The organism is Yersinia antarctica, assembly GCF_056636475.1.
Window position 1 is genome coordinate 929,754 of record NZ_JBSJQF010000001.1, and the last position, 23,696, is coordinate 953,449.

Consider the following 23,696-nt stretch of genomic DNA (forward strand, 5'->3'; position numbering starts at 1 on the left):
TATGGTTGCGGTACGAAGTGCACATTTGAATCCGGCGGGTGAGTTTGCTCTCGACGACTGGATCGCCAGCTTGGGGCTTCCTAATCCGCAGTCAGGTGAGCGATTGGCCGAAACCTGGCGTTACTGTGAGCAACAGACGCAAAACCATCCTGATGCCTCGTTATTGTTGTGGCGCGGTCTTGAAATGGTTGAGATTCTTTCCACTCTGAGCATGGATAACGACAGTATGCGCGCGGCGCTACTGTTCCCGCTGGTGGATGCCAATGTGGTGGATGAAACCACCCTGACTGAGCAATTTGGCAAGGGTATCACCTATTTGGTGCATGGCGTGCGTGACATGGACGCTATCCGCCAATTAAAAGCGACTCACAACGACTCCATGAGCTCTGAGCAAGTGGATAACGTGCGCCGTATGCTGCTGGCGATGGTGGAAGATTTTCGCTGCGTGGTCATCAAACTGGCTGAGCGTATTGCTCATTTGCGTGAAGTGAAAGATGCACCGGAAGACGAACGCGTGCTGGCGGCCAAAGAGTGTTCCAATATTTATGCCCCGCTGGCTAACCGCTTGGGTATTGGCCAGATTAAGTGGGAGTTGGAAGACTTCTGCTTCCGCTATCTGCATCCCGATGAATATAAACAAATTGCTAAATTGCTTCATGAGCGTCGTATTGATCGTGAACAATTCATTGATGATTTTGTCGCTTCATTGCACAAAGCAATGGCGGATGAAGGTATCAAAGCTGATATTTATGGCCGACCAAAGCATATCTACAGTATTTGGCGCAAGATGCAGAAAAAGTCGTTGGCCTTCGATGAGTTATTCGATGTGCGCGCTGTGCGAGTGGTCGTCGAGCGTTTGCAGGACTGCTATGCCGCATTGGGGATTGTGCATACTCATTTCCGTCATTTGCCTGATGAGTTTGATGATTACGTCGCTAACCCTAAACCCAATGGCTATCAGTCAATTCATACTGTAGTCCTCGGGCCGCGTGGGAAAACGCTGGAGATTCAGATTCGTACCCGCCAGATGCATGAAGATGCTGAATTGGGGGTTGCCGCCCACTGGAAGTACAAAGAAGGTGCTGTGGCGGCGGGGCGTTCTGGCTATGAAGGGCGCATTGCCTGGTTACGTAAGCTGATTGCCTGGCAGGAAGAGATGGCAGATTCTGGCGAGATGCTGGATGAAGTGCGCAGTCAGGTATTTGACGACCGGGTCTATGTGTTTACCCCGAAAGGCGATGTTATTGATTTGCCTGCCGGTTCTACCCCACTCGACTTTGCTTATCATATTCACAGTGATGTGGGGCACCGCTGCATAGGTGCTAAAATCAGTGGCCGAATTGTGCCGTTTACCTATCAGTTACAGATGGGTGATCAGATTGAAATTATCACCCAGAAGCAACCCAACCCAAGCCGTGACTGGCTGAATCCTAACCTCGGTTATGTCACTACCAGTCGTGGGCGATCCAAGATCCATAACTGGTTTAGAAAACAAGATAGAGACAAGAATATTCTTGCTGGCCGGCAGATGCTGGACAACGAATTGGAACATATGGATATCAGCCTAAAAGAGGCTGAGAAGCTGCTAGTTCCGCGCTATAACATGAATTCGATGGATGAAGTGTTGGCGGCCATTGGCGGTGGTGATATTCGTCTGAATCAGATGGTCAACTTCCTGCAAGGCAAGCTGAACAAGCCAACAGCGGAAGAGGCTGATTTAGAGGCATTGCGCCATCTGAATAATAAGCATCAGCCACCACCACGCAACGCCAGCAAAGACAGCGGGCGCATTGTGGTCGAAGGTGTTGGCAATCTGATGCACCATATTGCCCGTTGCTGCCAACCGATTCCCGGTGATGAGATTATTGGTTTTATTACCCAGGGGCGGGGGATATCCATTCATCGTGCTGATTGTGAACAACTGGCTGAATTGCAGTCTCATGCACCAGAGCGGATTGTTGATGCGGTTTGGGGTGAAAGCTACTCCAGTGGCTATTCATTAGTAGTGCGGGTGACCGCCAATGATCGCAGTGGCTTGTTACGTGATATCACCACCATACTGGCGAACGAAAAGGTCAATGTATTAGGGGTTGCCAGCCGCAGCGATACTAAAAAGATGCTCGCTACCATCGATATGGATATCGAGATTTACAACTTGCAGGTGCTGGGCAGGGTGTTAGCCAAGCTGAATCAGTTGCCGGATGTGATAGATGCCCGTCGGCTCCACGGCAATTAAGTTTTTGATCTGGACGGCTACTGCGCTTTGGCATATTGATATTGGGCAGTGCTCGCCCTCCTCACGTACTGCGTGTACGCTCCGGGGGCTGTGCGCTGGCCGCAATCAATCTGCCTGCGCTCGCTACGCCTCGAATTTTAAACAGCAAAAAAGTGAATAAATTGAGATGACCCAGCCAGTAACTACCCCTGATATCACCGCCTTAGCTCTGCAACGTTTGTTGGATATTATGCGTACCTTGCGTGACCCGGAGCACGGCTGTCCGTGGGATCGTAAACAGACGTTTGACACCATCGCTCCCTATACATTAGAAGAAACCTATGAGGTGCTTGACGCGATTCAGCGCAAGGATTTTGATGATTTACGTGATGAACTGGGCGATTTGCTGTTTCAGGTGGTGTTTTATGCCCAAATGGGGCAGGAACAGGGGTTGTTTGCGTTTGATGATGTTTGTCATGCCATCAGCGACAAACTGGAGCGTCGTCACCCGCATGTATTCCCTAATGCTGCGCTAAACGCCACTGACGTAGCGATTGGCAGTGAAGCGGCGCTGGCGGGTTGGGAATCGCGTAAAGCCGAGGAAAGAGCGGAGAAAGCCCTGTATTCGGCACTGGATGATATTCCCGATGCACTACCAGCATTGATGAAAGCCCATAAAATCCAAAAGCGCTGCGCAGTGGTTGGTTTTGATTGGGACACACTTGGTCCGGTTTTGGACAAAGTCTATGAAGAGATCGATGAAGTGATGTTCGAAGCTCGCCAAGCGGTGGTGGATGAAGAAAAACTGGGGGAAGAAATTGGCGATTTGCTGTTTGCTACGGTTAACTTATCTCGTCATTTAGGCCATAAAGCTGAAAATGCCTTACAGGCAGCTAACCGCAAGTTTGAACGTCGTTTTCGTCAGGTAGAACAAATAGTTATGGCATCAGGGAAGAGCATGGAGAGCGCGACGCTGGAAGAAATGGAAGCCGCCTGGCAGCAAGTTAAAAAGCAAGAAACTGAAATTTAAGGTGTTTTAATTCATTTGGCGGATGGTTGTTGGATTTTAATTACGTTAATATATTGAATTATAACGGATAGCAAGACGATGTTCCGTGCGGTTTTGGTAGCGAAAATGGCCACTGGCGCGGAGATAGTTTGTAGCGAAACCAAGGTTCGAGTATACTACTTTCCCGTCTTGGTTCTTCCATCGTCTTTAAACCTAAACTCTCAGGTTCAGCATGACAACTAATTATATTTTTGTGACCGGCGGGGTCGTATCCTCTCTGGGTAAAGGCATTGCCGCAGCCTCTCTGGCGGCTATACTTGAAGCCCGTGGCCTCAACGTTACCATCATGAAACTGGACCCGTACATCAACGTGGATCCGGGCACCATGAGCCCGACTCAACACGGGGAAGTTTTCGTCACCGAAGATGGTGCTGAAACCGATCTGGATTTAGGGCATTACGAGCGTTTCATTCGCACCAAAATGACCCGTCGTAACAACTTCACCACTGGCCGTATCTATTCTGAAGTTCTGCGTAAAGAACGCCGTGGCGACTATCTGGGTGCGACTATCCAGGTTATCCCTCATATTACCAATGCTATCAAAGAGCGCATCATCGAAGGCGGCGAAGGCCACGATGTGGTTTTGGTTGAAATTGGTGGCACCGTGGGCGATATCGAATCCTTGCCATTCCTGGAAGCTATTCGCCAGATGGCAGTTGATGTTGGCCGCGAGCACACGCTTTATATGCATCTGACGTTGGTTCCTTACTTGGCAGCTGCCGGTGAAGTGAAAACTAAGCCAACGCAACATTCGGTAAAAGAGCTACTTTCCATAGGTATTCAGCCAGATGTGCTGATATGCCGTTCTGATCGCGCAGTTCCTGCTAATGAACGGGCCAAAATTGCCTTGTTCTGTAATGTGCCAGAAAAAGCGGTTATCTCCCTAAAAGATGTTGATTCCATTTATAAAATCCCAGGGCTATTGAAATCACAGGGCCTTGACGATTATATTTGTAAACGATTCAGCTTAACTTGTCCTGAAGCAAATCTTGCTGAATGGGAACAGGTATTATACGAAGAGTCGAATCCAGGTGGCGAAGTGACCATCGGGATGATCGGTAAATACGTAGAATTGCCGGATGCTTATAAATCTGTGATTGAAGCACTCAAACACGGTGGGCTGAAAAATCGCCTGACTGTGAACATCAAGCTGATTGATTCGCAAGATGTTGAGACACGCGGCGAAGAGATGCTGAAAGGACTGGATGCTATTCTGATCCCAGGTGGCTTTGGTTACCGTGGTGTGGAAGGCAAGGTTCTGGCAGCGCGTTATGCCCGTGAACACAATATTCCTTATCTGGGTATTTGCCTGGGTATGCAAGTTGCACTGATGGAGTTTGCCCGCAACGTAGCGGGGATGGAAAACGCAAACTCCACCGAATTTGTGCCAGACTGTAAGTATCCGGTGGTTGCATTAATCACCGAATGGCGTGATGAAGACGGCAACGTTGAAGTACGCACGGAAGAGAGCGATTTGGGCGGTACCATGCGGGTGGGTGGGCAACAATGTCACCTGACCGAAGGTAGCCTGGTACGTCAGATGTATGGCGAACCTACCATCGTTGAGCGCCATCGTCATCGCTATGAAGTAAACAACATGTTGTTGAAGCAGATTGAATCCGCCGGGTTACGTGTAGCAGGGCGTTCTGCGGATAACAAACTGGTGGAAATTATTGAGTTACCAAACCACCCGTGGTTTGTAGCTTGTCAGTTCCATCCAGAATTTACTTCGACGCCACGTGATGGTCACCCGTTGTTCGCCGGCTTTGTTAAAGCGGCTGGTGATTATCAGAAGCGCCAGGTGAAATAAAATATTTGGTAGAAGGGGCGGCAGTGATGTCGCCCCCTCTGTCTGGAGTTTTAGTTTAACTTGTACTGAGGAAAATCTAATGTCCAAAATCGTTAAAGTCATCGGTCGCGAAATCATCGACTCCCGTGGTAACCCAACTGTAGAAGCTGAAGTTCATCTGGAAGGCGGTTTTGTTGGTTTGGCTGCGGCACCATCAGGTGCTTCTACCGGTTCCCGTGAAGCACTGGAACTGCGTGACGGTGACAAATCCCGTTTCCTGGGCAAAGGCGTTCTGAAAGCCGTTGCAGCAGTAAATGGCCCAATTGCTCAGGCAGTTATGGGTAAAGATGCTAAAGACCAGGCTAACATCGATAAAATCATGATCGATCTGGATGGTACTGAGAACAAATCCCAGTTTGGTGCTAACGCCATCCTGGCTGTTTCTCTGGCAGCAGCGAAAGCAGCAGCAGCGTCTAAAGGCATGCCTTTGTACGAGCACATTGCTGAACTGAACGGCACCCCAGGCAAATTCTCTATGCCACTGCCTATGATGAACATCATCAACGGCGGCGAACATGCTGATAACAACGTTGATATTCAAGAGTTTATGATTCAGCCAGTAGGCGCGAAAACTCTGAAAGAAGCGGTTCGCATCGGTTCAGAAGTGTTCCATACTTTGGCTAAAGTTCTGAAGTCTAAAGGCATGAGCACTGCGGTAGGCGACGAAGGCGGTTATGCACCAAATCTGGGTTCTAACGCCGAAGCACTGGCTGTTATCGCTGAAGCGGTAAAACAAGCAGGCTACGTGTTGGGCAAAGACGTTACTCTGGCTATGGACTGTGCGGCATCTGAGTTCTACAAAGATGGCAAATATGTTCTGGCTGGTGAAGGCAATAAAGCGTTCACTTCTGAAGAGTTCACTCACTTCCTGGAAGACCTGACCAAACAGTACCCAATCGTCTCCATCGAAGATGGCTTGGACGAATCTGACTGGGCTGGCTTCAAATACCAGACCGAAGTTCTGGGCGACAAAATTCAGCTGGTTGGTGACGACCTGTTTGTAACCAACACCAAGATCCTGAAAGAAGGTATCGAGAAAGGTGTTGCTAACTCTATCTTGATCAAATTCAACCAGATCGGTTCTCTGACCGAAACTCTGGCTGCTATCAAGATGGCGAAAGATGCAGGTTACACCGCGGTTATCTCTCACCGTTCAGGCGAAACCGAAGATGCTACCATTGCCGACCTGGCAGTAGGTACCGCAGCAGGCCAAATCAAAACTGGTTCAATGAGCCGTTCTGACCGTGTTGCTAAATACAACCAGCTTATTCGGATTGAGGAAGCGCTGGGTGACCGCGCACCATTCAACGGTCTGAAAGAAGTGAAAGGCCAGTAATTACTGCGCGTTACCTTCAGTAAAACAGTTTGTTGATAAAGCCCGCCTTAATAGGCGGGTTTTTTTATGGGATATGGCGGGGCAAGCTTCGGTAATATGCTGGCCGTGAGCTGTCATTGTTACAAATTAGCCTGTTATTACCACTTACTTACCTCTGCGGGATTAATCTGAATCTCACCCACCCCACACATCGGCTTCACATCTCTTACACCGCTGCCGTGCAGATAATTCATCACCCGTTATCATTAATGTGTACCCGAATGATTCGACAATAATGCATAAAGGAAGATAACGGATGAAACTGAAATACTTAATGTTGCCAGCGATGCTTTTTACCAGCAGTGTGCTGGCTGCAGGCGTTACTGTGACCATGAACGAAGCACTCCCTGAAGGTAATGGTAAAGCTCTGGGCACGGTGACAGTGACTGAAACACCTTATGGTTTATTGTTTACGCCCAATTTGACCGGGCTGGTGGCGGGGATTCATGGATTCCATCTGCATGAAAACCCAAGTTGTGCACCAGGGCAGAAAGACGGCAAACCCGTGCCAGCCCTTGCTGCTGGCGGCCATTTTGATCCACAAAAAACTGCCGTACACCTTGGCCCTTATAATGACAAAGGGCATCTGGGGGATTTGCCGGGACTGGTTGTGAATGCTGATGGCAGCGCGACTTATCAGGTATTGGCTCCACGGCTGAAATCACTCTCTGAACTGAAGCAGCATGCCCTGATGATCCATGCCGGTGGCGACAACTATGCCGATCATCCAATGCCGTTAGGCGGTGGTGGTGCGCGCATGGCTTGTGGCGTGATTGAGTAATACTCTGATACAGACAAACTGGCAGCATAAGCGTTGCCAGTTTGGTCACAGTCAGAGAATCTGCGATAATCGCCGATTGGCTTGAATGAATATAGAGAAACTGATGCTGTACCCGATTAATGAGATGTTCCAAACCTTGCAAGGCGAGGGTTACTTCACCGGTGTACCGGCGATCTTTGTGCGTTTGCAGGGCTGCCCGGTAGGTTGTAGCTGGTGCGATACCAAACACACTTGGGAAAAGGAAGCCGATCGGGAAGTTGATATGCAGCGTATTATGGTGAAAACTGCCGAAAGTGATGCCTGGGGGGAAGCCAGCGCACAGCAGCTATTAGATATTTTCTCTCAGCAGGGATATACCGCACGCCACGTTGTCATCACTGGTGGAGAACCCGCTATTTACGACTTGTTCCCCTTAACCTCATTGTTGGAGCAGGCCGGTTATAGCTGCCAGATTGAAACCAGCGGCACGCATGATGTGCGGTGTTCAGCGACGACCTGGGTGACGGTTTCGCCAAAAGTGAATATGCGCGGTGGCCTGAAAGTATTGCCTCAGGCATTGCAACGCGCCGATGAAATCAAACATCCGGTTGGCCGCATGCGTGATATCAAGGCATTAGAGGCACTGCTTGCCACGCTGGATGACGACAAAAAGCGGATTATTGCGCTACAACCCATCAGCCAGAAAGACGACGCCACTAAGCTCTGTATCGAAATTTGTATTGCCAAGAATTGGCGGTTGTCGATGCAGACGCATAAGTATTTAAATATCGCTTAATCCCCTTCGTCCTTGCCGCCGCAGCCGTGTTGCGGCGCTCATTACTCGGCCCGTCCATGGGCCTCGCCTCTGTGAGGCCGCTGCAAGCAGCGTTCAAATCTGCTCCCGACAGATTTGTCACCCAAATCACTTACTCATGTAAGCTCATTGGGATTATGAGCCTTATAACAGGCTCACCCTGCGGGCCAGCACAAGCGCTGTTCAAAATGGTTTACAACCAATTTGTCATTCACTTGCTGTCTTGCTGCAACATCAATGACTTTGGGTATCGATTTGTTAGTCGCGATTTATTACCCGCGATAAACGCAGCCCGCAGAACAGGTCTCTTTCACCATTACTGCGCTCAGTTCTGGTAGCTGCGGTTTAAGCTGTTGCCAAATCCAACTGGCCAGCACTTCACTGGTCGGGTTTTCCAAACCAGGAATATCATTCAGATAGTAGTGATCCAGTCGTTCCCAAATAGGTTTAAATGCTGCTTTCAGATCAGCAAAATCCATCACCCAGCCGGAGTGAGCATCCACTTCACCGGTAACCTCGATACGGACCAGAAATGAATGACCGTGCAAACGGCCACACTTATGACCTTCCGCAACATGGGGCAGCCGGTGAGCGGCTTCAAATTGAAAATCTTTAAATAGGGTGGTGCTCATAGTCCTGACCTTATTGACTCAAAAAACCGCCGCATAGTACCGGAAAGCACCTCTGCTGGCTATGAAAGCGCACAACGGGGAGCGCTTCTTGGCCCCTGCCAATCCAGTCTTTTACCCGTAGCTTACTGATTTATATGTAGACGTAGTAAATTAATAGCTTGATATGGGTTAGTGAAAATTTTCTTAATAAGTTGAACACTTTAACTCATATCCATTACCTGAAAAACCGCTTAGTCGTTTTGGTTATTTATTATTTCTATCGCTTCTTTAATTGTTATTATCGGGATGGTTAACCTTACAAACATTAAGAAATATGTGCTGAAAATAGATCGACTGACACTGGCTAAAGCTTAAGGGAATGCGTACTGCAATGACGACTCAGGTTCCTCCTACTTCTTTACTTCCGCTATCGCCGGAGCAGTTAGCCCGCTTACAGGCGGCGGTTGGTGAGTTTTCCCCAACCCAAATGGCATGGTTGTCCGGTTATTTCTGGGGCATGGTTAATCAACAGCCAGGTGTGGCTGCAACCCCAGCGGCAGTGGCTCCGCCAGCGCTGACGATTACCCTTATTTCTGCCTCTCAGACAGGTAATGCACGCCGCTTGGCGGAACAGCTACGTGATGACCTTCTGGCGGCTAAACTTAATGTCAATTTGGTCAATGCGGGTGATTATAAGTTTAAGCAAATTGCACAAGAACGCCTATTAATTGTCGTTGCCTCCACTCAGGGCGAAGGTGAACCCGCGGAAGAAGCGGTTGCATTGCACAAATACTTATTCTCTAAAAAAGCGCCTAAGTTGCCGGAAACCGCCTTTGCTGTGTTTGGATTAGGGGACACCTCTTACGAGCACTTTTGCCAAGCAGGTAAAGATTTCGACAGCAAATTGGCGGAACTTGGTGCTCAGCGCTTATTGGATCGTGTCGATGCGGATGTGGAATATCAGGAATCGGCACAGCAGTGGCGTCAGCAGATCGTTGCAGTGTTACAGGCTCGGGTGCCGGCACAATCGGCAACTGCGGCGGCGGTAACTCAAAGTGGTGTCGTGGATGAAATCACATCCAGCCCATACAGCAAAACGGCACCACTGACCGCGCAATTATCGGTACAGCAGAAAGTGACAGGCCGTAACTCCGAAAAAGATGTCCGCCACATTGAAATAGATTTAGCCGATTCAGGTCTGCGTTACCAACCCGGTGATGCACTGGGGGTCTGGTTTGATAATGACCCGGCCCTGGTAGACGAGCTACTCGCTCTGTTGTGGCTTAAAGGCGACGAACAGGTCAGTGTCGACGGGCAGAATCTGCCACTGGCACAGGCATTGCGCAGCCATTTTGAACTGACACAAAATACGACGCTGATCGTTGATAAGTATGCGGCACTTTCCCGTGATGAGAAGCTGATTGCGCTGCTGGCAGATAAACCGGCGCTGCAACAATATGCCAAAAATACCCCGATCGTTGATATGGTTAGACAAGCCCCGTCTGATCTCAATGCTGATCAGTTGATTGCGCTGTTACGGCCACTGACGCCGCGTTTGTACTCCATTGCTTCCTCACAGGCTGAGACTGAAAACGAAGTACATATCACTGTGGGTGTGGTGCGCTATGACATTGATGGGCGACCACGTACTGGAGGGGCGTCAGGGTATTTGGCTGATCGGCTGGAAGTGGAGGGTGATATTCGTGTCTTTATCGAACATAACGATAACTTCCGCCTGCCTGCTAACCCGGAAACGCCAGTTATCATGATTGGCCCCGGTACCGGTATTGCACCTTTCCGCGCCTTTATGCAACAGCGTGAGGCCGATGGTGCGAGTGGCAAGAATTGGTTGTTCTTTGGCAACCCTCATTTCACCGAGGATTTTCTCTATCAGGTTGAATGGCAGCGCTATGTTAAAGACGGCTTGCTGACCCGCATTGATCTGGCTTGGTCGCGCGATCAGGCCCATAAAATATACGTACAAGACAAACTGCGTGCACAGGGCGCAGAACTGTGGAACTGGATACAACAAGGTGCCCACATTTACGTCTGTGGCGATGCTAACCGCATGGCCAAAGACGTTGAGCAGGTTTTACTGGACGTGGTGGCTCTGCACGGTGCAATGGATACCGAGCAGGCTGATGAATATTTAAGTGAGCTGCGCCTGGCGCGCCGTTATCAGCGGGATGTGTACTGATGAATGAAAAACACCCAGGACCATTAGTCGTTACTGGAAAACTGTCTGATGGCGAACGTATGAAGTCGGAAAGCAATTTCCTGCGTGGGACCATTGGCAAAGACTTGAATGACGGTCTAACGGGTGGTTTCAATGGCGACAACTTCCTGTTAATCCGCTTCCACGGTATGTACCAGCAGGATGACCGTGATATCCGCGCCGAACGCGCCGAGCAGAAGCTGGAACCACGTCATGCCATGATGCTACGTTGCCGCTTGCCGGGGGGGATTATTACCCCACAGCAATGGTTGGGAATTGATAAGTTTGCGGCGGATAACACCTTATACGGCAGTATCCGTATCACCAATCGCCAGACATTCCAGTTCCATGGCATTCTGAAAGGTAATGTTAAACCGGCCCATCAGTTGCTTAATCAATTGGGGCTGGATGCGTTGGCGACGGCAAACGATGTAAACCGTAATGTACTGTGTACGTCGAACCCGGTGGAATCGGTGCTACATCAGGAAGCCTACGAATGGGCGAAAAAGATTTCTGAGCATTTGCTGCCGCGTACTCGCGCTTATGCCGAAATTTGGTTGGATGCGGAAAAAGTGGCGACCACCGATGAGGAGCCGATTCTCGGCGCGACCTATTTACCGCGTAAATTTAAAACCACAGTTGTTATTCCGCCGCAAAATGATGTGGATCTACACGCCAACGATCTCAACTTTGTGGCTGTCGCTGATAAAGGCAAACTGATTGGTTTTAACGTGTTAGTAGGCGGTGGGTTATCCATTGCTCATGGTGATAAGAATACCTATCCCCGTAAAGCGAGTGAATTTGGTTACATTCCGCTGCAACACACGCTGGCTATCACTGAAGCGGTTGTTACCACGCAGCGGGATTGGGGCAATCGTACTGATCGCAAAAATGCTAAAACCAAATATACGTTGGAGCGAGTAGGGGTAGAAACGTTCAAAGCGGAAGTTGAAAAGCGCGCAGGCGTCAGTTTCGGGGCTATTAAACCTTATCAATTTACTGGTCGTGGCGATCGTATTGGCTGGGTCAAAGGGATCGATAAAAAATGGCATTTAACCCTGTTTATCGAAAATGGCCGTTTGCTAGATTATCCTGGCCGTAGCCTGAAAACCGGTGTGGCAGAAATTGCTAAAATCCATCAGGGTGATTTCCGCTTAACTGCGAATCAGAACCTGATTGTGGCAGGGGTGCCGGAAAAAGATAAAGCCCGTATTGAGGCGCTGGCCCGTGAGCATGGCTTGATGGATGACAGTGTCAGCCCGCAGCGTGAGAACTCCATGGCGTGTGTTTCATTCCCAACCTGCCCATTGGCTATGGCAGAAGCTGAACGCTTCCTGCCAGAGTTTGTTACCCGTATTGAAGGTATTTTGCAGCAACACGGTTTGCCCAATGAACATATTGTGATGCGGGTTACTGGCTGCCCGAACGGCTGTGGCCGTGCTTTATTGGCAGAAGTAGGGCTGGTGGGTAAAGCCGTTGGTCGTTATAACCTGCATCTGGGTGGCAACCGGGAAGGCACTCGGATACCGCGGATGTATCGTGAAAACATCACCGAAGATGAAATTCTGTCAATTACCGATCAGTTGGTTGGGCGCTGGGCAAAAGAGCGCCATGCTGATGAAGGTTTCGGTGACTTTGTGATTCGCGTTGGTGTGATTGCTCCAGTGATTGATTCAGCCCGTGATTTTTATGACGTACAGGAGGCGGTGTGAGCCAATTTAACTTGAGTGAACTTAATGCCCTGCCGAAAGCAGAACAAGCGGCGGCACTGGCACTGGTTAACGGTCAACTTGAGCATTTAACCGCGCAAGAGCGGGTGAGCTGGGCATTGGAAAATCTACCGGGCGAGTTTGTACTTTCTTCCAGCTTTGGTATTCAGGCCGCCGTTTGTTTGCATCTTGTTACGCGGCAACGTTCTGATATTCCAGTAATTCTTACTGATACCGGTTACCTATTCCCAGAAACTTATCAGTTTATTGATGACTTGACTGAGAAGCTTCAACTTAACTTACAGGTATTTCGTGCCCCTCATAGCTCGGCTTGGCAGGAAGCCCGTTACGGTAAATTGTGGGAGCAAGGAGTCGAGGGTATTGAACGTTACAATGACCTGAACAAAGTGGAACCCATGAATCGGGCGTTGGAAACGCTGGGGGCTCAAACGTGGTTTGCTGGTCTTCGCCGTGAACAATCAGGCAGCCGGGCGCAGCTACCGGTGTTAACCATTCAGCGCGGTGTCTTCAAGTTGCTACCGATTATCGATTGGGACAATCGGCAGATTTACCAATATCTGACTCAAAATGGCCTGAGCTATCACCCTCTTTGGGAACAGGGTTACTTATCGGTTGGGGATACTCATACCACCCGTAAATGGGAACCGGGAATGAGCGAAGAGGAAACTCGCTTCTTTGGTTTGAAACGCGAATGCGGCCTGCATGAAGGCTGAGGCTAATATCAACGCTATTTATAGCCCTGTGAGTGTTACAGCTCAGTGAGTGAAAAGTAGACCGCCCCCGATGGGCGTTCCGGCGACGGATGCGTAACGGCTACACCCAACTGCACGTTCTCCCTTTATTTGAATTTGTCTGTGGTCTGAGGGCGCTGCCTGCGCCCTCATTTTCATTATCTATTAGCTGATGATTCTCTCACGTGCCAATTCAGCCAGAAATTGGCTACGGTTCTTATAACCCCGGTGTGTGGCGATAAACTTATCAATGGCGGTCAGCAGATTTTGCGACATAGTCAGATTGAATTTGACCGCCTTACTTTCATATTTGGCCGGATCAATCTCAACAAACCCCAAAATCCCCCCTTCTTCTTTTAACCGGGGATCCCCAATGTAACGTTGTGGATCTTTCGGGGGCGTGGGTAATGGAAAACCTTCATCCATCAGTGCTTCAATATGAACAGCAAAGGCTTCTTCGGCATTTTTACTGATATCGGCAAAGGTATTGCCAGCAAAGAAACAACCGTCAAGATCGGGAAAATATCCATCGAATCCTTCAGTGGTACTGAAAATAAAAATAGGGTAGATCATGGTTAACTCCCTAAGCGTTTATACCCGCCATCATTCAAACCGTATGTGTGGAGGCGGTTCCCAGTGGGTGATTTCACACCTTCCAGCAACTTGAATGATTTAGGGTATGCGGCTTTGTTTAAATCAATTTAATTCCGGCAATCTGCTGAGCCTGCCGCAGAACACCTTTGGATGTATCCTTGCGCGGATGGGGCAGCGTAATGATCTTGCGTACACCCGGTTTGCACATCGTGACATGGCTACCGCCATTGGTTTTTTTACAACCCCTGATTTGCCAGCCCGTATCCTGCAATCGCTTTATTAATTCGCCACTCTCCATGTGACCTCCTGGTGAGTCGATGGTGGGTATCATACCTACCAGCGAGATTGAGTCAATTAATTATGGGTGCCATACCCACCAAGAGTTATACGTGAAAAGCACGAAAAAGGGCGATCATAATGATCACCCTGACGTTGAATTTATTGGTTTTTATCGGTGTTTTGCGCGAAGTTACGCAAAGCCCATATTATTTTTTATCGGCAGCGAGCGCTTGTATCAGGGGCAACAATATTTTCACACTATCGTGTGAACGTTTACTAATACGACCCGGTAAGTACTTATCCAGATAATTTAAGTTATCTAGCTGGCTTTGATGACGGGTTATACCTTGAGGAAAGTGGCTACTGACGGCCCGTTGCTGACAACCCTCTTTGTTACCCAGGCTGTAGTTGCTTGCTTCGACAGACAACACCGGTAATCCGGCGCTATAGAAGATATTTTTATCCGCCCTACAGGGGGAGCTAATCTGGTTTTTAACTGTGGCGGCAGTAATGCCATACCGACGTGCCAACGCAAGTGCTTGATCCCTTGCAGCAATGGCTGTGGGCTGGTTACTGGCATTAAAATAGAGCCGGTCACCGGTTATCAGACTATCTAAGTTGATCACTAGCAGTGTGTTGGCTTTCTCCGTTTTACTCATTCGTTGCAGATAGTTCTCGGCACCTTGTGCACCTATCTCCTCGGCGCTGAGTGCCACAAAACGCAAATCATAGCGCAATGGTGTGTCTTTCAGATGTTCAGCCAGTTCCAGCATAACGCCGACCCCTGCCGCATTGTCATCGACCCCTTGTAGCGTCAGCCCACCCAGATTCTTATCTAAATCTTTATCACTTTGCGGTGTGTAGGTATCAAAGTGCGCCATGATAATTATCTGTTTCTGGTCATCCGCTTTGCCAGTCACCTGCTTTTTATCGAGAGTTGTCATGTTGCGAGCGGCAATCACCGAGGTGGCAGTCAGTGTGTGCCAGCTTGGTTTACCGTTTTTACTGGTATACAGATAACGGGTATTAAAACCCCGCAGGTTGCTTTGATAACCCATTTGCTGAAAACGGTGGTTGATATACTCAGCAGCCAGTAATTCTGCCGGGCTACCCGCCATACGGCCGGGAAAGTAGGTGCTGATATGGCGGATTTGTTGTTCAGCGATTCGACCAACGGCCTGAGTCGTAGCGGCATGCAACGGTAAGACGGTACTGAAACACAGGGTGAATAGTGCCCACTTTAGGCGACGGCGGGAAAACATACCGAAATATCCTTGTTATAGTCTGGGCCATGCCTCGCAGCATGGACAATACAGCTCTTTCCGGTGCTTAGTATGAAACTGTCTACACCAATAGACAATTTGTATACTTCCTAAAGTGTAGAAATTTTATGTCAGTAAGTAAGAAAATCGCCCTGAGTGCGAATTGGCTAACTTAGCTGCAAGCCATGCTGTTACGCCTATATATCATTATGGAACTTGTAATTACTTTTCGTCATTTCATAAGGCCATGCCTCCCCCCTATAGTCACCCTACGCTTTATCATGTAATTGAAGGACGTTGTGGACTATCTACCTCTATTTGCCGACTTGAAACAGCGCCCAGTATTGGTTGTTGGCGGCGGCGAAGTCGCTGCGCGAAAAATTGAATTACTCCACCGCGCGGGTGCACAGGTGAGGGTAGTGGCACAGACTCTTTCATCTGAACTGGAACAACAGCATCAGGATGGCCGCATTAACTGGCTGGCAAAGGTTTTCTTGCCGGAACAGTTGGATGATGTTTTTTTGGTGATTGCCGCCACGAACGATACCGTGCTGAATGCCGCTGTTTTTACTGCTGCGGATCAGCGACATCTTTTGGCTAACGTGGTTGATGACCAATCCCGCTGCTCGTTTATCTTCCCGTCGATTGTCGATCGCTCCCCTCTGGTGGTGGCTATCTCCTCTGCCGGTCAAGCTCCGGTGCTGGCGCGTTTACTACGTGAGAAGTTAGAGGCCCTGCTACCGGCCAGCCTGAGTGATATGGCCGCCGTTGCCGGGCGCTGGCGTGGTCGGGTTAAACAGCATATCGCCTCGATGGGAGAGCGCCGTCGCTTTTGGGAAAATGCGTTTAGTGGCCGCTTTGCGAGTCTGATTAGCCGTGGTCAGTTAGCCCAAGCCGAAGAGGAATTACAACGAGAGCTGGAGGGGCAGCGCAGCACTCAGGGTGAGGTTGCTTTGGTGGGGGCGGGGCCTGGTTGTGCAGGTTTGCTGACATTACGTGGTCTGCAAGTGATTCAGCAGGCTGATGTGGTGTTATATGACCATTTAGTCAGCCCGGAAGTGTTGGATCTGGTACGGCGTGACGCTGAACGTATCTGTGTCGGCAAACGGGCAGGAGCACACTCGGTAGCACAGGAAGAAACCAATCAATTACTTGTCTCGCTGGCGCAGCAGGGGAAACGGGTAGTGCGGCTGAAAGGCGGTGATCCGTTTATCTTTGGCCGTGGTGGTGAAGAGCTGCAAATGGTGGCGCGTGCGGGCATCGCGTTTCAGGTGGTGCCGGGAGTGACGGCGGCAAGTGGGGCGACAGCCTATGCGGGTATCCCCCTGACGCATCGTGACTATGCTCAGAGCGTAACCTTTATTACCGGGCATTGCCGCGCCGATGGCGATGATTTGGATTGGCAGGCACTGGCTCGAGGCCGCCAAACTTTGGCGATTTATATGGGAACAGTGAAAGCCGCCGAGATTAGCCGTCAGCTCATAGCCCATGGTCGGGCAAGCACCACCCCTGTAGCGGTAATTGGCCGGGGAACCCGTGCTGACCAACAAGTTCTGACGGGCACACTGGCCCAACTGGAATCATTAGCACATCAGGCGCCGACCCCAGCACTGCTGGTTATCGGTGAAGTGGTGGATTTACATCACCAAATCGCCTGGTTTGGGCAACAACCACAGACTGAACAGGCTATCAGCCCGTCAGTCGTGAATTTGGCATAAAGGATCTGTTATGGACGAAAAACGACTCACTCATTTGCGGCAATTGGAGGCGGAGAGTATCCATATCATCCGTGAAGTGGCCGCTGAATTCGGTAATCCGGTGATGCTCTATTCTATCGGTAAGGATTCCTCTGTGATGCTGCATTTGGCGCGCAAGGCATTCTTCCCCGGTAATTTGCCATTCCCGTTATTGCATGTGGATACCGGTTGGAAATTTCGCGAGATGTATGAATTTCGCGACCGTACCGCTAAAGCATTTGGCTGCGAGCTACTGGTCCACCGCAACCCGGAAGGGGTAGCGATGGGCATTAACCCGTTTGTTCACGGCAGCGCCAAACACACTGATATCATGAAAACCGAAGGCTTGAAGCAAGCGCTGAACAAATACGGTTTTGATGCTGCATTTGGTGGCGCCCGGCGTGACGAAGAGAAATCCCGCGCCAAAGAGCGTATTTATTCGTTCCGTGACCGCTTCCATCGCTGGGATCCAAAAAATCAGCGCCCGGAACTGTGGCACAACTACAACGGCCAAATTAACAAAGGCGAAAGTATCCGCGTGTTCCCGCTGTCCAACTGGACTGAGCTGGATATTTGGCAATATATCTTCTTGGAAAAAATCGACATTGTTCCACTGTATCTGGCAAAGCCTCGTCCGGTGGTTGAGCGTGATGGCATGTTACTGATGGTGGATGACGACCGAATTGATTTACAACCGGGTGAAGTCATTACTCAGAAGATGGTGCGTTTTCGCACCTTGGGCTGTTGGCCATTGACTGGCGCGGTAGAGTCCGAGGCTGAAACTTTACCTGCCATCATCGAAGAGATGCTTATCTCTACTACCAGTGAACGCCAGGGTCGAATGATCGACCGTGACCAATCCGGCTCGATGGAGCTTAAAAAGCGTCAGGGATATTTCTGAGGAGCGCCCAATGAGCACGAAATTACAAGATCAGCCCGTTGTTGATGAGCTGCCAGTTTCAGAGAACAAATCGATGATTTTACAAAACACCTCTATCGCCCAGCAGATTGCCAACGAGGGGGGAGTAGAAGCTTACCTGCATGCCCAACAGCATAAAACGATGTTGCGTTTTCTGACCTGCGGCAGTGTGGATGACGGTAAGAGCACCCTGATTGGGCGTTTACTGCATGATACCCGCCAAATCTATGAAGATCAGTTATCAACGCTGCACACTGACAGTAAACGTATTGGCACTCAGGGTGAAAAATTGGATTTGGCGTTATTGGTTGATGGCTTGCAGGCCGAGCGTGAGCAGGGCATCACCATTGATGTGGCTTATCGCTATTTCTCAACCGAGAAACGCAAATTTATCATCGCAGATACGCCTGGGCATGAGCAATACACCCGCAATATGGCGACCGGGGCTTCTACCTGCGATCTGGCGATTTTGTTGATCGATGCCCGCAAAGGGGTGTTGGATCAAACTCGCCGTCACAGCTTTATCGCTACATTGCTGGGGATCCGCCATTTGGTAGTGGCGGTGAATAAGATGGATTTGGTGGAATATCAGGAAAGCGTCTTCGAACAATTTAAAGAAGATTACCTGAGTTTTGCCGAGCAATTACCCACGGATCTCGACATCAAGTTTGTCCCTCTATCTGCGCTGGATGGCGATAATGTGGCATCACCGAGCGAGAAAATGAATTGGTATTCCGGCCCGACACTACTGGAAGTGCTGGAAAGTGTTGATGTGGTCAATGCCAGCCGGCAGCAGCCGCTGCGCTTCCCGGTGCAGTATGTTAACCGGCCAAACCTGGATTTTCGTGGTTATTCTGGCACCTTGTCTGCCGGTGTGGTGCGCGTTGGGCAGAGAGTAAAAGTGCTGCCGTCCGGTGTGGAATCAAGTGTGGCGCGCATTGTTACTTTTGATGGTGACTTGGAGCAAGCCATCCCTGGCGAAGCCATAACCTTGGTGCTGACTGATGAAGTGGATATCAGCCGTGGCGATTTATTGGTTGATGCCAGTGAAACCTTAACAGCGGCGCAAAATGCGCTGGTGGATGTGGTGTGGATGGCGGAACAGCCGTTAGTGGCTGGACAAAGTTATGACATCAAAGTAGCGGGGAAAAAGACCCGTGCGCGGGTGGAAAATATTCAATATCAGGTGGAAATCAACTCATTGACCCAGCGGGTAGTTGACAGCCTGCCGCTTAATGGTATTGGTTTGGTTGAACTGGCATTTGATGAACCGCTGGTGCTCGACAGCTATCAACGCAACCGGGATACCGGTGGCATGATCTTTATTGATCGGCTGACTAATGTCACTGTTGGTGCGGGGTTAATCCGCGAAACGCTGGCGTCGGTTTATCAGGAAAATACTGAATTCAGTACGTTTGAGCTAGAACTGAATGCTTTGGTTCGCCGCCATTTCCCACACTGGGGCGCGCGTGATCTGTTAGGGGGTAAATAACTTGTACGCCGATCCGTTGAAAACGCATGATGTTAATGAATCGGGCGCTCTGCCAACTGATGAGAATATCATCTGGCATCCCCATGCGGTGACCCGAGAGGATCGGGAGCAACAGCATGGGCACCAAGGGGTGGTGCTGTGGTTTACCGGTTTATCTGGCTCAGGGAAATCTACCCTTGCCGGTGCGCTGGAACAGGCACTGTTTGCTCGCGGTGTTAGCACTTACTTACTGGATGGCGACAATGTGCGCCATGGTTTATGCCGTGATTTGGGTTTTTCTGATACTGACCGGCGCGAGAATATTCGTCGCGTCGGGGAGGTGGCCAAACTGATGGTAGATGCCGGGTTGGTGGTGCTGACGGCGTTTATCTCACCTCATCGGGCTGAGCGGGAAATGGTGCGCGATATGTTGGCATCAGGCCAGTTTATTGAGGTATTTGTCGATACACCGTTGGCTATTTGTGAGGCCCGTGACCCTAAAGGTTTGTACAAAAAAGCCCGTGCTGGCGAGCTGAAAAATTTTACTGGCATCGACTCTATTTATGAATCACCCGAACACGCTGATATTCATTTGCCGGGTGAACAATTAGTAACAAATTTGATTGAACAATTGTTAGACGTACTGCGTGGTCGAGCTATTATCAAATCCTAAATGATACCCTTTGTACTTGAAGCTACAGGGCCGTTAGCTGCACGCATTCACCCGAATCACTTGACTGTGTAAGCGCATCGGGATGTATTAGCTTGCTGCCTACCTGTAACGCTAATTACGCTGGGTATCTATACTAATGGCTATCGGCAAAACGCCCTTAGAGCGTGCTGGTAAACTGTGCCCATAGGATTGCTATGCAGAATATCACCCAAATTATTATCGACGAACAGCGGGAAAGGGAGGAGCCGTCATACTCCTTTCTCGGTGGCGTTACAGGCTTTGTTTTCTATTGGCTGGCGTTTGCGATACCTTTCTTTGTCTATGGTCCCAATACCGTCTTCTTCCTGCTGTACACTTGGCCGTTCTTTCTGGCCCTGATGCCGGTTTCAGTGTTGGTAGGTATTGCCTTGAGTGTGTTATCGCGCGGTAATCTCTTATTTACCATTGGTGGGAGTGGTATTGCAGTATTGTGTTTATTCTGGATGCTGTTTTCATTTCTTACTGGTTGGTGAGCAAATCGGCGGGCTATTCGGTTTCACCTGATAATAACCCGCTTCAATTTGTAACATCTTCAATGGGTAACCGTTTACCCTTGCGCTGAAAGCACCTTACTGAGAAATGCCTGAGTTCGCGGATTAGTAGGGGCGGTAAAGATTTTTTCCGGTTGCCCCTCTTCCTGTATCACCCCTTGATCAATAAACAGCACCCGGTCGGCCACATCTCGGGCAAAGCCCATTTCATGAGTCACTACCACCATGGTCATCCCTTCCAGTGCTAATGCTTTCATCACCGCTAGCACTTCACCGACTAACTCCGGGTCCAGCGCTGAAGTCGGTTCGTCAAACAACATGATTTTAGGTTCCATTGCCAAGGCTCGGGCAATGGCAACGCGTTGCTGTTGACCGCCAGAAAGACTGCTGGGATAGGCATCAATCTTATCGAGTAATCCCACCTTGCGTAACAACAATTCAGCCCGTTCTATGGCTTGTGCTCGTGGCAGCTTTTTAACATCCATAGGTGCCATGGTTAGGTTTTCCAACACCGTCATATGAGGGAAGAGATTAAAACGTTGGAACACCATGCCGACACTTTCGCGCATCCGGTTGAGATCGGTTTTCGGCTTATGGATCTCAAAACCATTAACGGTTATTTCTCCCCCGGATAACGTCTCCAACGCATTAATACAGCGCAAAAAGGTGCTTTTACCCGAACCGGATGGGCCAATGATGCAAACCACTTCTTTTGGCTGAATGTCGCAAGAAATGCCACGCAACACATGGGTTTCGCCAAATTGTTTTTGTAGGTTATGTACGTGAATCACTTTTACCGAACCTCTTTTCCATATGCCGCACTAATAGCGAAAGTAAGAATGTGATAACCCAATAAACCAGTGAGATAGTCAGGTAGGGTTCCCAATAAGTCGCATAGGCACCAGAAACGGTGCGAGCAGCATAGGCTAAGTCAGCCAGGCCAATCGCAGAGGCCAGCGATGAATCTTTTACGATAGCGATGGCATTGTTACCCAGTGGCGGTAACATCCGGCGGAAAGCCTGAGGCAGAATAACCTTGCGCATCGTTTTGCCGTAGCTCATTCCCAATGAGCGCGAGGCTTCCATCTGGCCGCGATCAATTGACTGAATACCCGCGCGGAAAATCTCAGAAACATAAGCACCCGCGTTCAGCGTGATAGCCACGACACAGGATAAAAAAGCACCGTAATCTGAGCGCAGCATTCTGGCAAAATCAGAAGACATAATGCCATTGGTGACCAGAATGCCATCCCGTGGGTTAATAAACAGTGGCACCAGCGCGAAATGCACCACCATTATCTGCACAAATAAGGGGGTGCCGCGAATAGCACTAATATAGATGCGTACTGGCCATTGAACGAAATAGTAGAATACTGGCTTCCAGATACCGTGAGGCGCTTGCGCCAGACGGCCCAGACCGAGGGTTAACCCCCAGGTTGTGCCCAAAATCACACAGATAATGGTGCACTTAATTGTCATCCAGGCACCGTCCATAAACAGTGGGGCGTATTCCTGAATGATTTCCCAACGAAATCCTGACATAGGGTGATCCGGTCAATCAAGCCACCGCGCATTCACGCAGCGGTGGCGTATATAAGAAAGGGTTATTTTGCTGGCTGGGTTGCGGCTGGCAGTGTTGGTACCTGTGCATCAAACCATTTTTCATAGATTTTGGCGTAAGTGCCGTCAGCAATGATTTTCTGCAAACCACTGTTGATTTTGGTGCGCAATTCTTCATTACCTTTCGCCACCGCAATACCGAAATATTGGCGCTCAAACTTGGTATCGGAAACCAGTTCAAATGCTTTTTCCGGGTGAGTTTTCAGGTAGAACTTAGCGACACCTACATCACCTACGGCGGCAGCGATGCCATCTTCGTAGAGTTCTTGCAGCATCAGTGGCGTGTTATCAAAGCGTTTGATCGCAGTGCTGTTTTTACCCAGAACATCGGATACCACGATGTCGCCGGTGCTTGAGTTCACCACGCCAACATTCAGATCTTTCAGTGCCGCAATGGAATCAACTTTAGAGCCTTTAGCCACGACGATAGTTTGTTCGGCAGGGAAATAAGGATCTGAAAAATCAACCATTTGTTTACGTTTATCGGTAATGGTGATACCCGAAATGATGATATCGCGATCACCGGAGCCTAATGTGGCAAAAATCCCTTCCCAAGGCGTATTCACCAATTTGACCTGAAAACCTTCAGCTTTACCGATAGCTTTGATGATATCTATATCAAAACCTTCCAGTTGTTTTTGGCTATTTTCATACTCAAATGGGCGGTAGGTACCACCGGAACCGACAACATAAGTCGGCTCGGCTGCAACAACGCTACCCGCAGACAATACGGCGGCCAGACAAGTTCCGACCAGCATTAAACGTTTAAACATGTGAATCTCCCGGTAAAAAGTAGCAACGAGTTAAGGTACATTTTTTATTTATGCAGTTTGAGTGCATAAAAATAAACTTTTATACATATAAACTCAACTGTAATGGGGTTTATTTGTTTTTGACGAGATTAAATATGCATTTTTAACTTGAGTGTTGGTATAAGCTAATGCCAAAAACAGTTTTTGCAGTGTTTATCTCTGCATGATTTGCAGTGGGGCAATAAGAGGTAGTGACAGCAGGACTTACCGTGCACTCAAAACCAGCAACTAATGACATTTTGTAGATTTGCATGGTATTTTTGCCGGAAATCATCCTTAATCTGAGCTTTATGACCTATTTCCTTCACAGAGTGGAGTCCGACGAAAAGTTGTGGGATGATTATACCCGTCATACTTCAAGTTGCATGTGTGTTGGCTGTCTTCGTTCACCCCAGTCACTTACTTGTGTAAGCTCCTGAGGACTCGCTCAG

21 protein-coding genes are annotated in these 23,696 nt (G+C 49.3%); 14 read left to right on the forward strand and 7 right to left on the reverse strand.

Going from position 1 to position 23,696, the window contains the following annotated elements; translation table 11 throughout:
* Position 1: 1 nt before the first annotated feature.
* The 6 genes from relA (at position 2) to queE (ending at position 8,064) form a co-directional block, all read left to right on the forward strand.
* Positions 2 to 2,236, forward strand: coding sequence for a GTP diphosphokinase (relA, locus tag ACWJJO_RS04115; protein ID WP_083160425.1), 2,235 nt, complete (start codon positions 2 to 4; stop codon positions 2,234 to 2,236).
* Positions 2,237 to 2,402: 166 nt separating this feature from the next.
* Positions 2,403 to 3,245 carry a nucleoside triphosphate pyrophosphohydrolase gene (mazG, locus tag ACWJJO_RS04120; RefSeq protein ID WP_083160423.1) on the forward strand — a complete coding sequence of 281 codons (843 nt, stop codon included), beginning with the start codon at positions 2,403 to 2,405 and terminating at the stop codon, positions 3,243 to 3,245.
* Between the two features lie 211 nt (positions 3,246 to 3,456).
* The gene (gene pyrG / locus ACWJJO_RS04125) at positions 3,457 to 5,094 is read left to right on the forward strand and encodes a glutamine hydrolyzing CTP synthase (protein ID WP_083160421.1); all 1,638 of its coding nucleotides are present in this window, start codon (positions 3,457 to 3,459) and stop codon (positions 5,092 to 5,094) included.
* A gap of 79 nt (positions 5,095 to 5,173) precedes the next feature.
* Positions 5,174 to 6,469, forward strand: a complete 1,296-nt coding sequence (gene eno, locus ACWJJO_RS04130) for a phosphopyruvate hydratase (RefSeq protein ID WP_050086475.1) — start codon at positions 5,174 to 5,176, stop codon at positions 6,467 to 6,469.
* A 295-nt stretch (positions 6,470 to 6,764) separates the two neighbouring features.
* Positions 6,765 to 7,289: a superoxide dismutase family protein gene (sodC, locus tag ACWJJO_RS04135; protein WP_083160419.1), complete on the forward strand. Its 525-nt coding sequence runs from the start codon at positions 6,765 to 6,767 to the stop codon at positions 7,287 to 7,289.
* Between the two features lie 103 nt (positions 7,290 to 7,392).
* Positions 7,393 to 8,064 carry a 7-carboxy-7-deazaguanine synthase QueE gene (gene queE, locus ACWJJO_RS04140; RefSeq protein ID WP_481090664.1) on the forward strand — a complete coding sequence of 224 codons (672 nt, stop codon included), beginning with the start codon at positions 7,393 to 7,395 and terminating at the stop codon, positions 8,062 to 8,064.
* A gap of 290 nt (positions 8,065 to 8,354) precedes the next feature.
* On the opposite strand, the gene queD is transcribed toward queE, so the two are convergent.
* Positions 8,355 to 8,714: a 6-carboxytetrahydropterin synthase QueD gene (queD, locus tag ACWJJO_RS04145; protein WP_481090665.1), complete on the reverse strand. Its 360-nt coding sequence runs from the start codon at positions 8,712 to 8,714 to the stop codon at positions 8,355 to 8,357.
* 370 nt (positions 8,715 to 9,084) lie between these two features.
* Between queD and cysJ the strand changes: the two genes are divergently transcribed.
* Genes cysJ through ACWJJO_RS04160 form a run of 3 tightly spaced genes read left to right on the forward strand, consistent with a single transcriptional unit; the run spans position 9,085 to position 13,351 of the window.
* Complete coding sequence (gene cysJ, locus ACWJJO_RS04150) at positions 9,085 to 10,890, forward strand: NADPH-dependent assimilatory sulfite reductase flavoprotein subunit (protein WP_083160411.1); 1,806 nt, start codon at positions 9,085 to 9,087, stop codon at positions 10,888 to 10,890.
* Complete coding sequence (gene cysI / locus ACWJJO_RS04155; protein WP_481090666.1) at positions 10,890 to 12,620, forward strand: assimilatory sulfite reductase (NADPH) hemoprotein subunit; 1,731 nt, start codon at positions 10,890 to 10,892, stop codon at positions 12,618 to 12,620. Before cysJ ends, cysI begins: the two co-directional genes overlap by 1 nt.
* Positions 12,617 to 13,351: a phosphoadenylyl-sulfate reductase gene (locus ACWJJO_RS04160; RefSeq protein ID WP_481090667.1), complete on the forward strand. Its 735-nt coding sequence runs from the start codon at positions 12,617 to 12,619 to the stop codon at positions 13,349 to 13,351. Before cysI ends, ACWJJO_RS04160 begins: the two co-directional genes overlap by 4 nt.
* Positions 13,352 to 13,534: 183 nt before the next feature.
* Here the strand turns inward: ACWJJO_RS04160 and ACWJJO_RS04165 are convergent, their stop codons facing one another.
* From ACWJJO_RS04165 to ACWJJO_RS04175, 3 genes are all read right to left on the reverse strand, one after another.
* On the reverse strand, positions 13,535 to 13,942 hold the full coding sequence (locus ACWJJO_RS04165; protein WP_005181621.1) for a type II toxin-antitoxin system HicB family antitoxin: 408 nt from the start codon (positions 13,940 to 13,942) through the stop codon (positions 13,535 to 13,537).
* Between the two features lie 118 nt (positions 13,943 to 14,060).
* Complete coding sequence (locus tag ACWJJO_RS04170; protein WP_005181624.1) at positions 14,061 to 14,261, reverse strand: type II toxin-antitoxin system HicA family toxin; 201 nt, start codon at positions 14,259 to 14,261, stop codon at positions 14,061 to 14,063.
* Between the two features lie 187 nt (positions 14,262 to 14,448).
* The gene (locus ACWJJO_RS04175) at positions 14,449 to 15,504 is read right to left on the reverse strand and encodes an aminopeptidase (RefSeq protein WP_481090668.1); all 1,056 of its coding nucleotides are present in this window, start codon (positions 15,502 to 15,504) and stop codon (positions 14,449 to 14,451) included.
* A gap of 299 nt (positions 15,505 to 15,803) precedes the next feature.
* On the opposite strand from ACWJJO_RS04175, the gene cysG reads away from it, so the two are divergent.
* From cysG to ACWJJO_RS04200, 5 genes are all read left to right on the forward strand, one after another.
* Entirely contained in the window at positions 15,804 to 17,222 is a 1,419-nt protein-coding gene (cysG, locus tag ACWJJO_RS04180) for a siroheme synthase CysG (RefSeq protein ID WP_481090669.1), read from the forward strand.
* Positions 17,223 to 17,232: 10 nt separating this feature from the next.
* On the forward strand, positions 17,233 to 18,141 hold the full coding sequence (gene cysD, locus ACWJJO_RS04185) for a sulfate adenylyltransferase subunit CysD (RefSeq protein WP_004706274.1): 909 nt from the start codon (positions 17,233 to 17,235) through the stop codon (positions 18,139 to 18,141).
* A 10-nt stretch (positions 18,142 to 18,151) separates the two neighbouring features.
* Complete coding sequence (gene cysN, locus ACWJJO_RS04190; protein ID WP_193784722.1) at positions 18,152 to 19,651, forward strand: sulfate adenylyltransferase subunit CysN; 1,500 nt, start codon at positions 18,152 to 18,154, stop codon at positions 19,649 to 19,651.
* 1 nt (position 19,652) lies between these two features.
* Complete coding sequence (gene cysC, locus ACWJJO_RS04195) at positions 19,653 to 20,303, forward strand: adenylyl-sulfate kinase (protein WP_442821247.1); 651 nt, start codon at positions 19,653 to 19,655, stop codon at positions 20,301 to 20,303.
* Between the two features lie 194 nt (positions 20,304 to 20,497).
* Positions 20,498 to 20,815, forward strand: a complete 318-nt coding sequence (locus ACWJJO_RS04200) for a DUF3561 family protein (RefSeq protein WP_083160403.1) — start codon at positions 20,498 to 20,500, stop codon at positions 20,813 to 20,815.
* Positions 20,816 to 20,889: 74 nt separating this feature from the next.
* Here ACWJJO_RS04200 and ACWJJO_RS04205 read toward each other — a convergent pair whose 3' ends face one another.
* The 3 genes from ACWJJO_RS04205 to ACWJJO_RS04215 form a co-directional block, all read right to left on the reverse strand.
* Positions 20,890 to 21,624 (reverse strand): amino acid ABC transporter ATP-binding protein, encoded by a 735-nt coding sequence (locus tag ACWJJO_RS04205; protein WP_083160401.1) that lies wholly within the window; start codon positions 21,622 to 21,624, stop codon positions 20,890 to 20,892.
* Complete coding sequence (locus ACWJJO_RS04210; protein WP_481090670.1) at positions 21,608 to 22,375, reverse strand: amino acid ABC transporter permease; 768 nt, start codon at positions 22,373 to 22,375, stop codon at positions 21,608 to 21,610. The genes ACWJJO_RS04205 and ACWJJO_RS04210 overlap by 17 nt, the downstream gene beginning before the upstream one ends.
* A 62-nt stretch (positions 22,376 to 22,437) precedes the next feature.
* On the reverse strand, positions 22,438 to 23,226 hold the full coding sequence (locus ACWJJO_RS04215) for a basic amino acid ABC transporter substrate-binding protein (protein WP_372558063.1): 789 nt from the start codon (positions 23,224 to 23,226) through the stop codon (positions 22,438 to 22,440).
* Positions 23,227 to 23,696: the final 470 nt, after the last annotated feature.

Bases quoted from the DNA above. Each gene is read 5' to 3' on its own strand.
- ACWJJO_RS04215 (WP_372558063.1), bottom strand. From the start codon at position 23,226: ATGTTTAAACGTTTAATGCTGGTCGGAACTTGTCTGGCCGCCGTATTG.
- cysN (WP_193784722.1), top strand. From the start codon at position 18,152: ATGAGCACGAAATTACAAGATCAGCCCGTTGTTGATGAGCTGCCAGTT.
- cysI (WP_481090666.1), top strand. From the start codon at position 10,890: ATGAATGAAAAACACCCAGGACCATTAGTCGTTACTGGAAAACTGTCT.
- ACWJJO_RS04175 (WP_481090668.1), bottom strand. From the start codon at position 15,504: ATGTTTTCCCGCCGTCGCCTAAAGTGGGCACTATTCACCCTGTGTTTC.
- ACWJJO_RS04170 (WP_005181624.1), bottom strand. From the start codon at position 14,261: ATGGAGAGTGGCGAATTAATAAAGCGATTGCAGGATACGGGCTGGCAA.
- eno (WP_050086475.1), top strand. From the start codon at position 5,174: ATGTCCAAAATCGTTAAAGTCATCGGTCGCGAAATCATCGACTCCCGT.
- pyrG (WP_083160421.1), top strand. From the start codon at position 3,457: ATGACAACTAATTATATTTTTGTGACCGGCGGGGTCGTATCCTCTCTG.
- ACWJJO_RS04200 (WP_083160403.1), top strand. From the start codon at position 20,498: ATGCAGAATATCACCCAAATTATTATCGACGAACAGCGGGAAAGGGAG.
- ACWJJO_RS04165 (WP_005181621.1), bottom strand. From the start codon at position 13,942: ATGATCTACCCTATTTTTATTTTCAGTACCACTGAAGGATTCGATGGA.
- queD (WP_481090665.1), bottom strand. From the start codon at position 8,714: ATGAGCACCACCCTATTTAAAGATTTTCAATTTGAAGCCGCTCACCGG.
- ACWJJO_RS04210 (WP_481090670.1), bottom strand. From the start codon at position 22,375: ATGTCAGGATTTCGTTGGGAAATCATTCAGGAATACGCCCCACTGTTT.
- cysJ (WP_083160411.1), top strand. From the start codon at position 9,085: ATGACGACTCAGGTTCCTCCTACTTCTTTACTTCCGCTATCGCCGGAG.
- cysD (WP_004706274.1), top strand. From the start codon at position 17,233: ATGGACGAAAAACGACTCACTCATTTGCGGCAATTGGAGGCGGAGAGT.
- sodC (WP_083160419.1), top strand. From the start codon at position 6,765: ATGAAACTGAAATACTTAATGTTGCCAGCGATGCTTTTTACCAGCAGT.
- mazG (WP_083160423.1), top strand. From the start codon at position 2,403: ATGACCCAGCCAGTAACTACCCCTGATATCACCGCCTTAGCTCTGCAA.
- queE (WP_481090664.1), top strand. From the start codon at position 7,393: ATGCTGTACCCGATTAATGAGATGTTCCAAACCTTGCAAGGCGAGGGT.
- relA (WP_083160425.1), top strand. From the start codon at position 2: ATGGTTGCGGTACGAAGTGCACATTTGAATCCGGCGGGTGAGTTTGCT.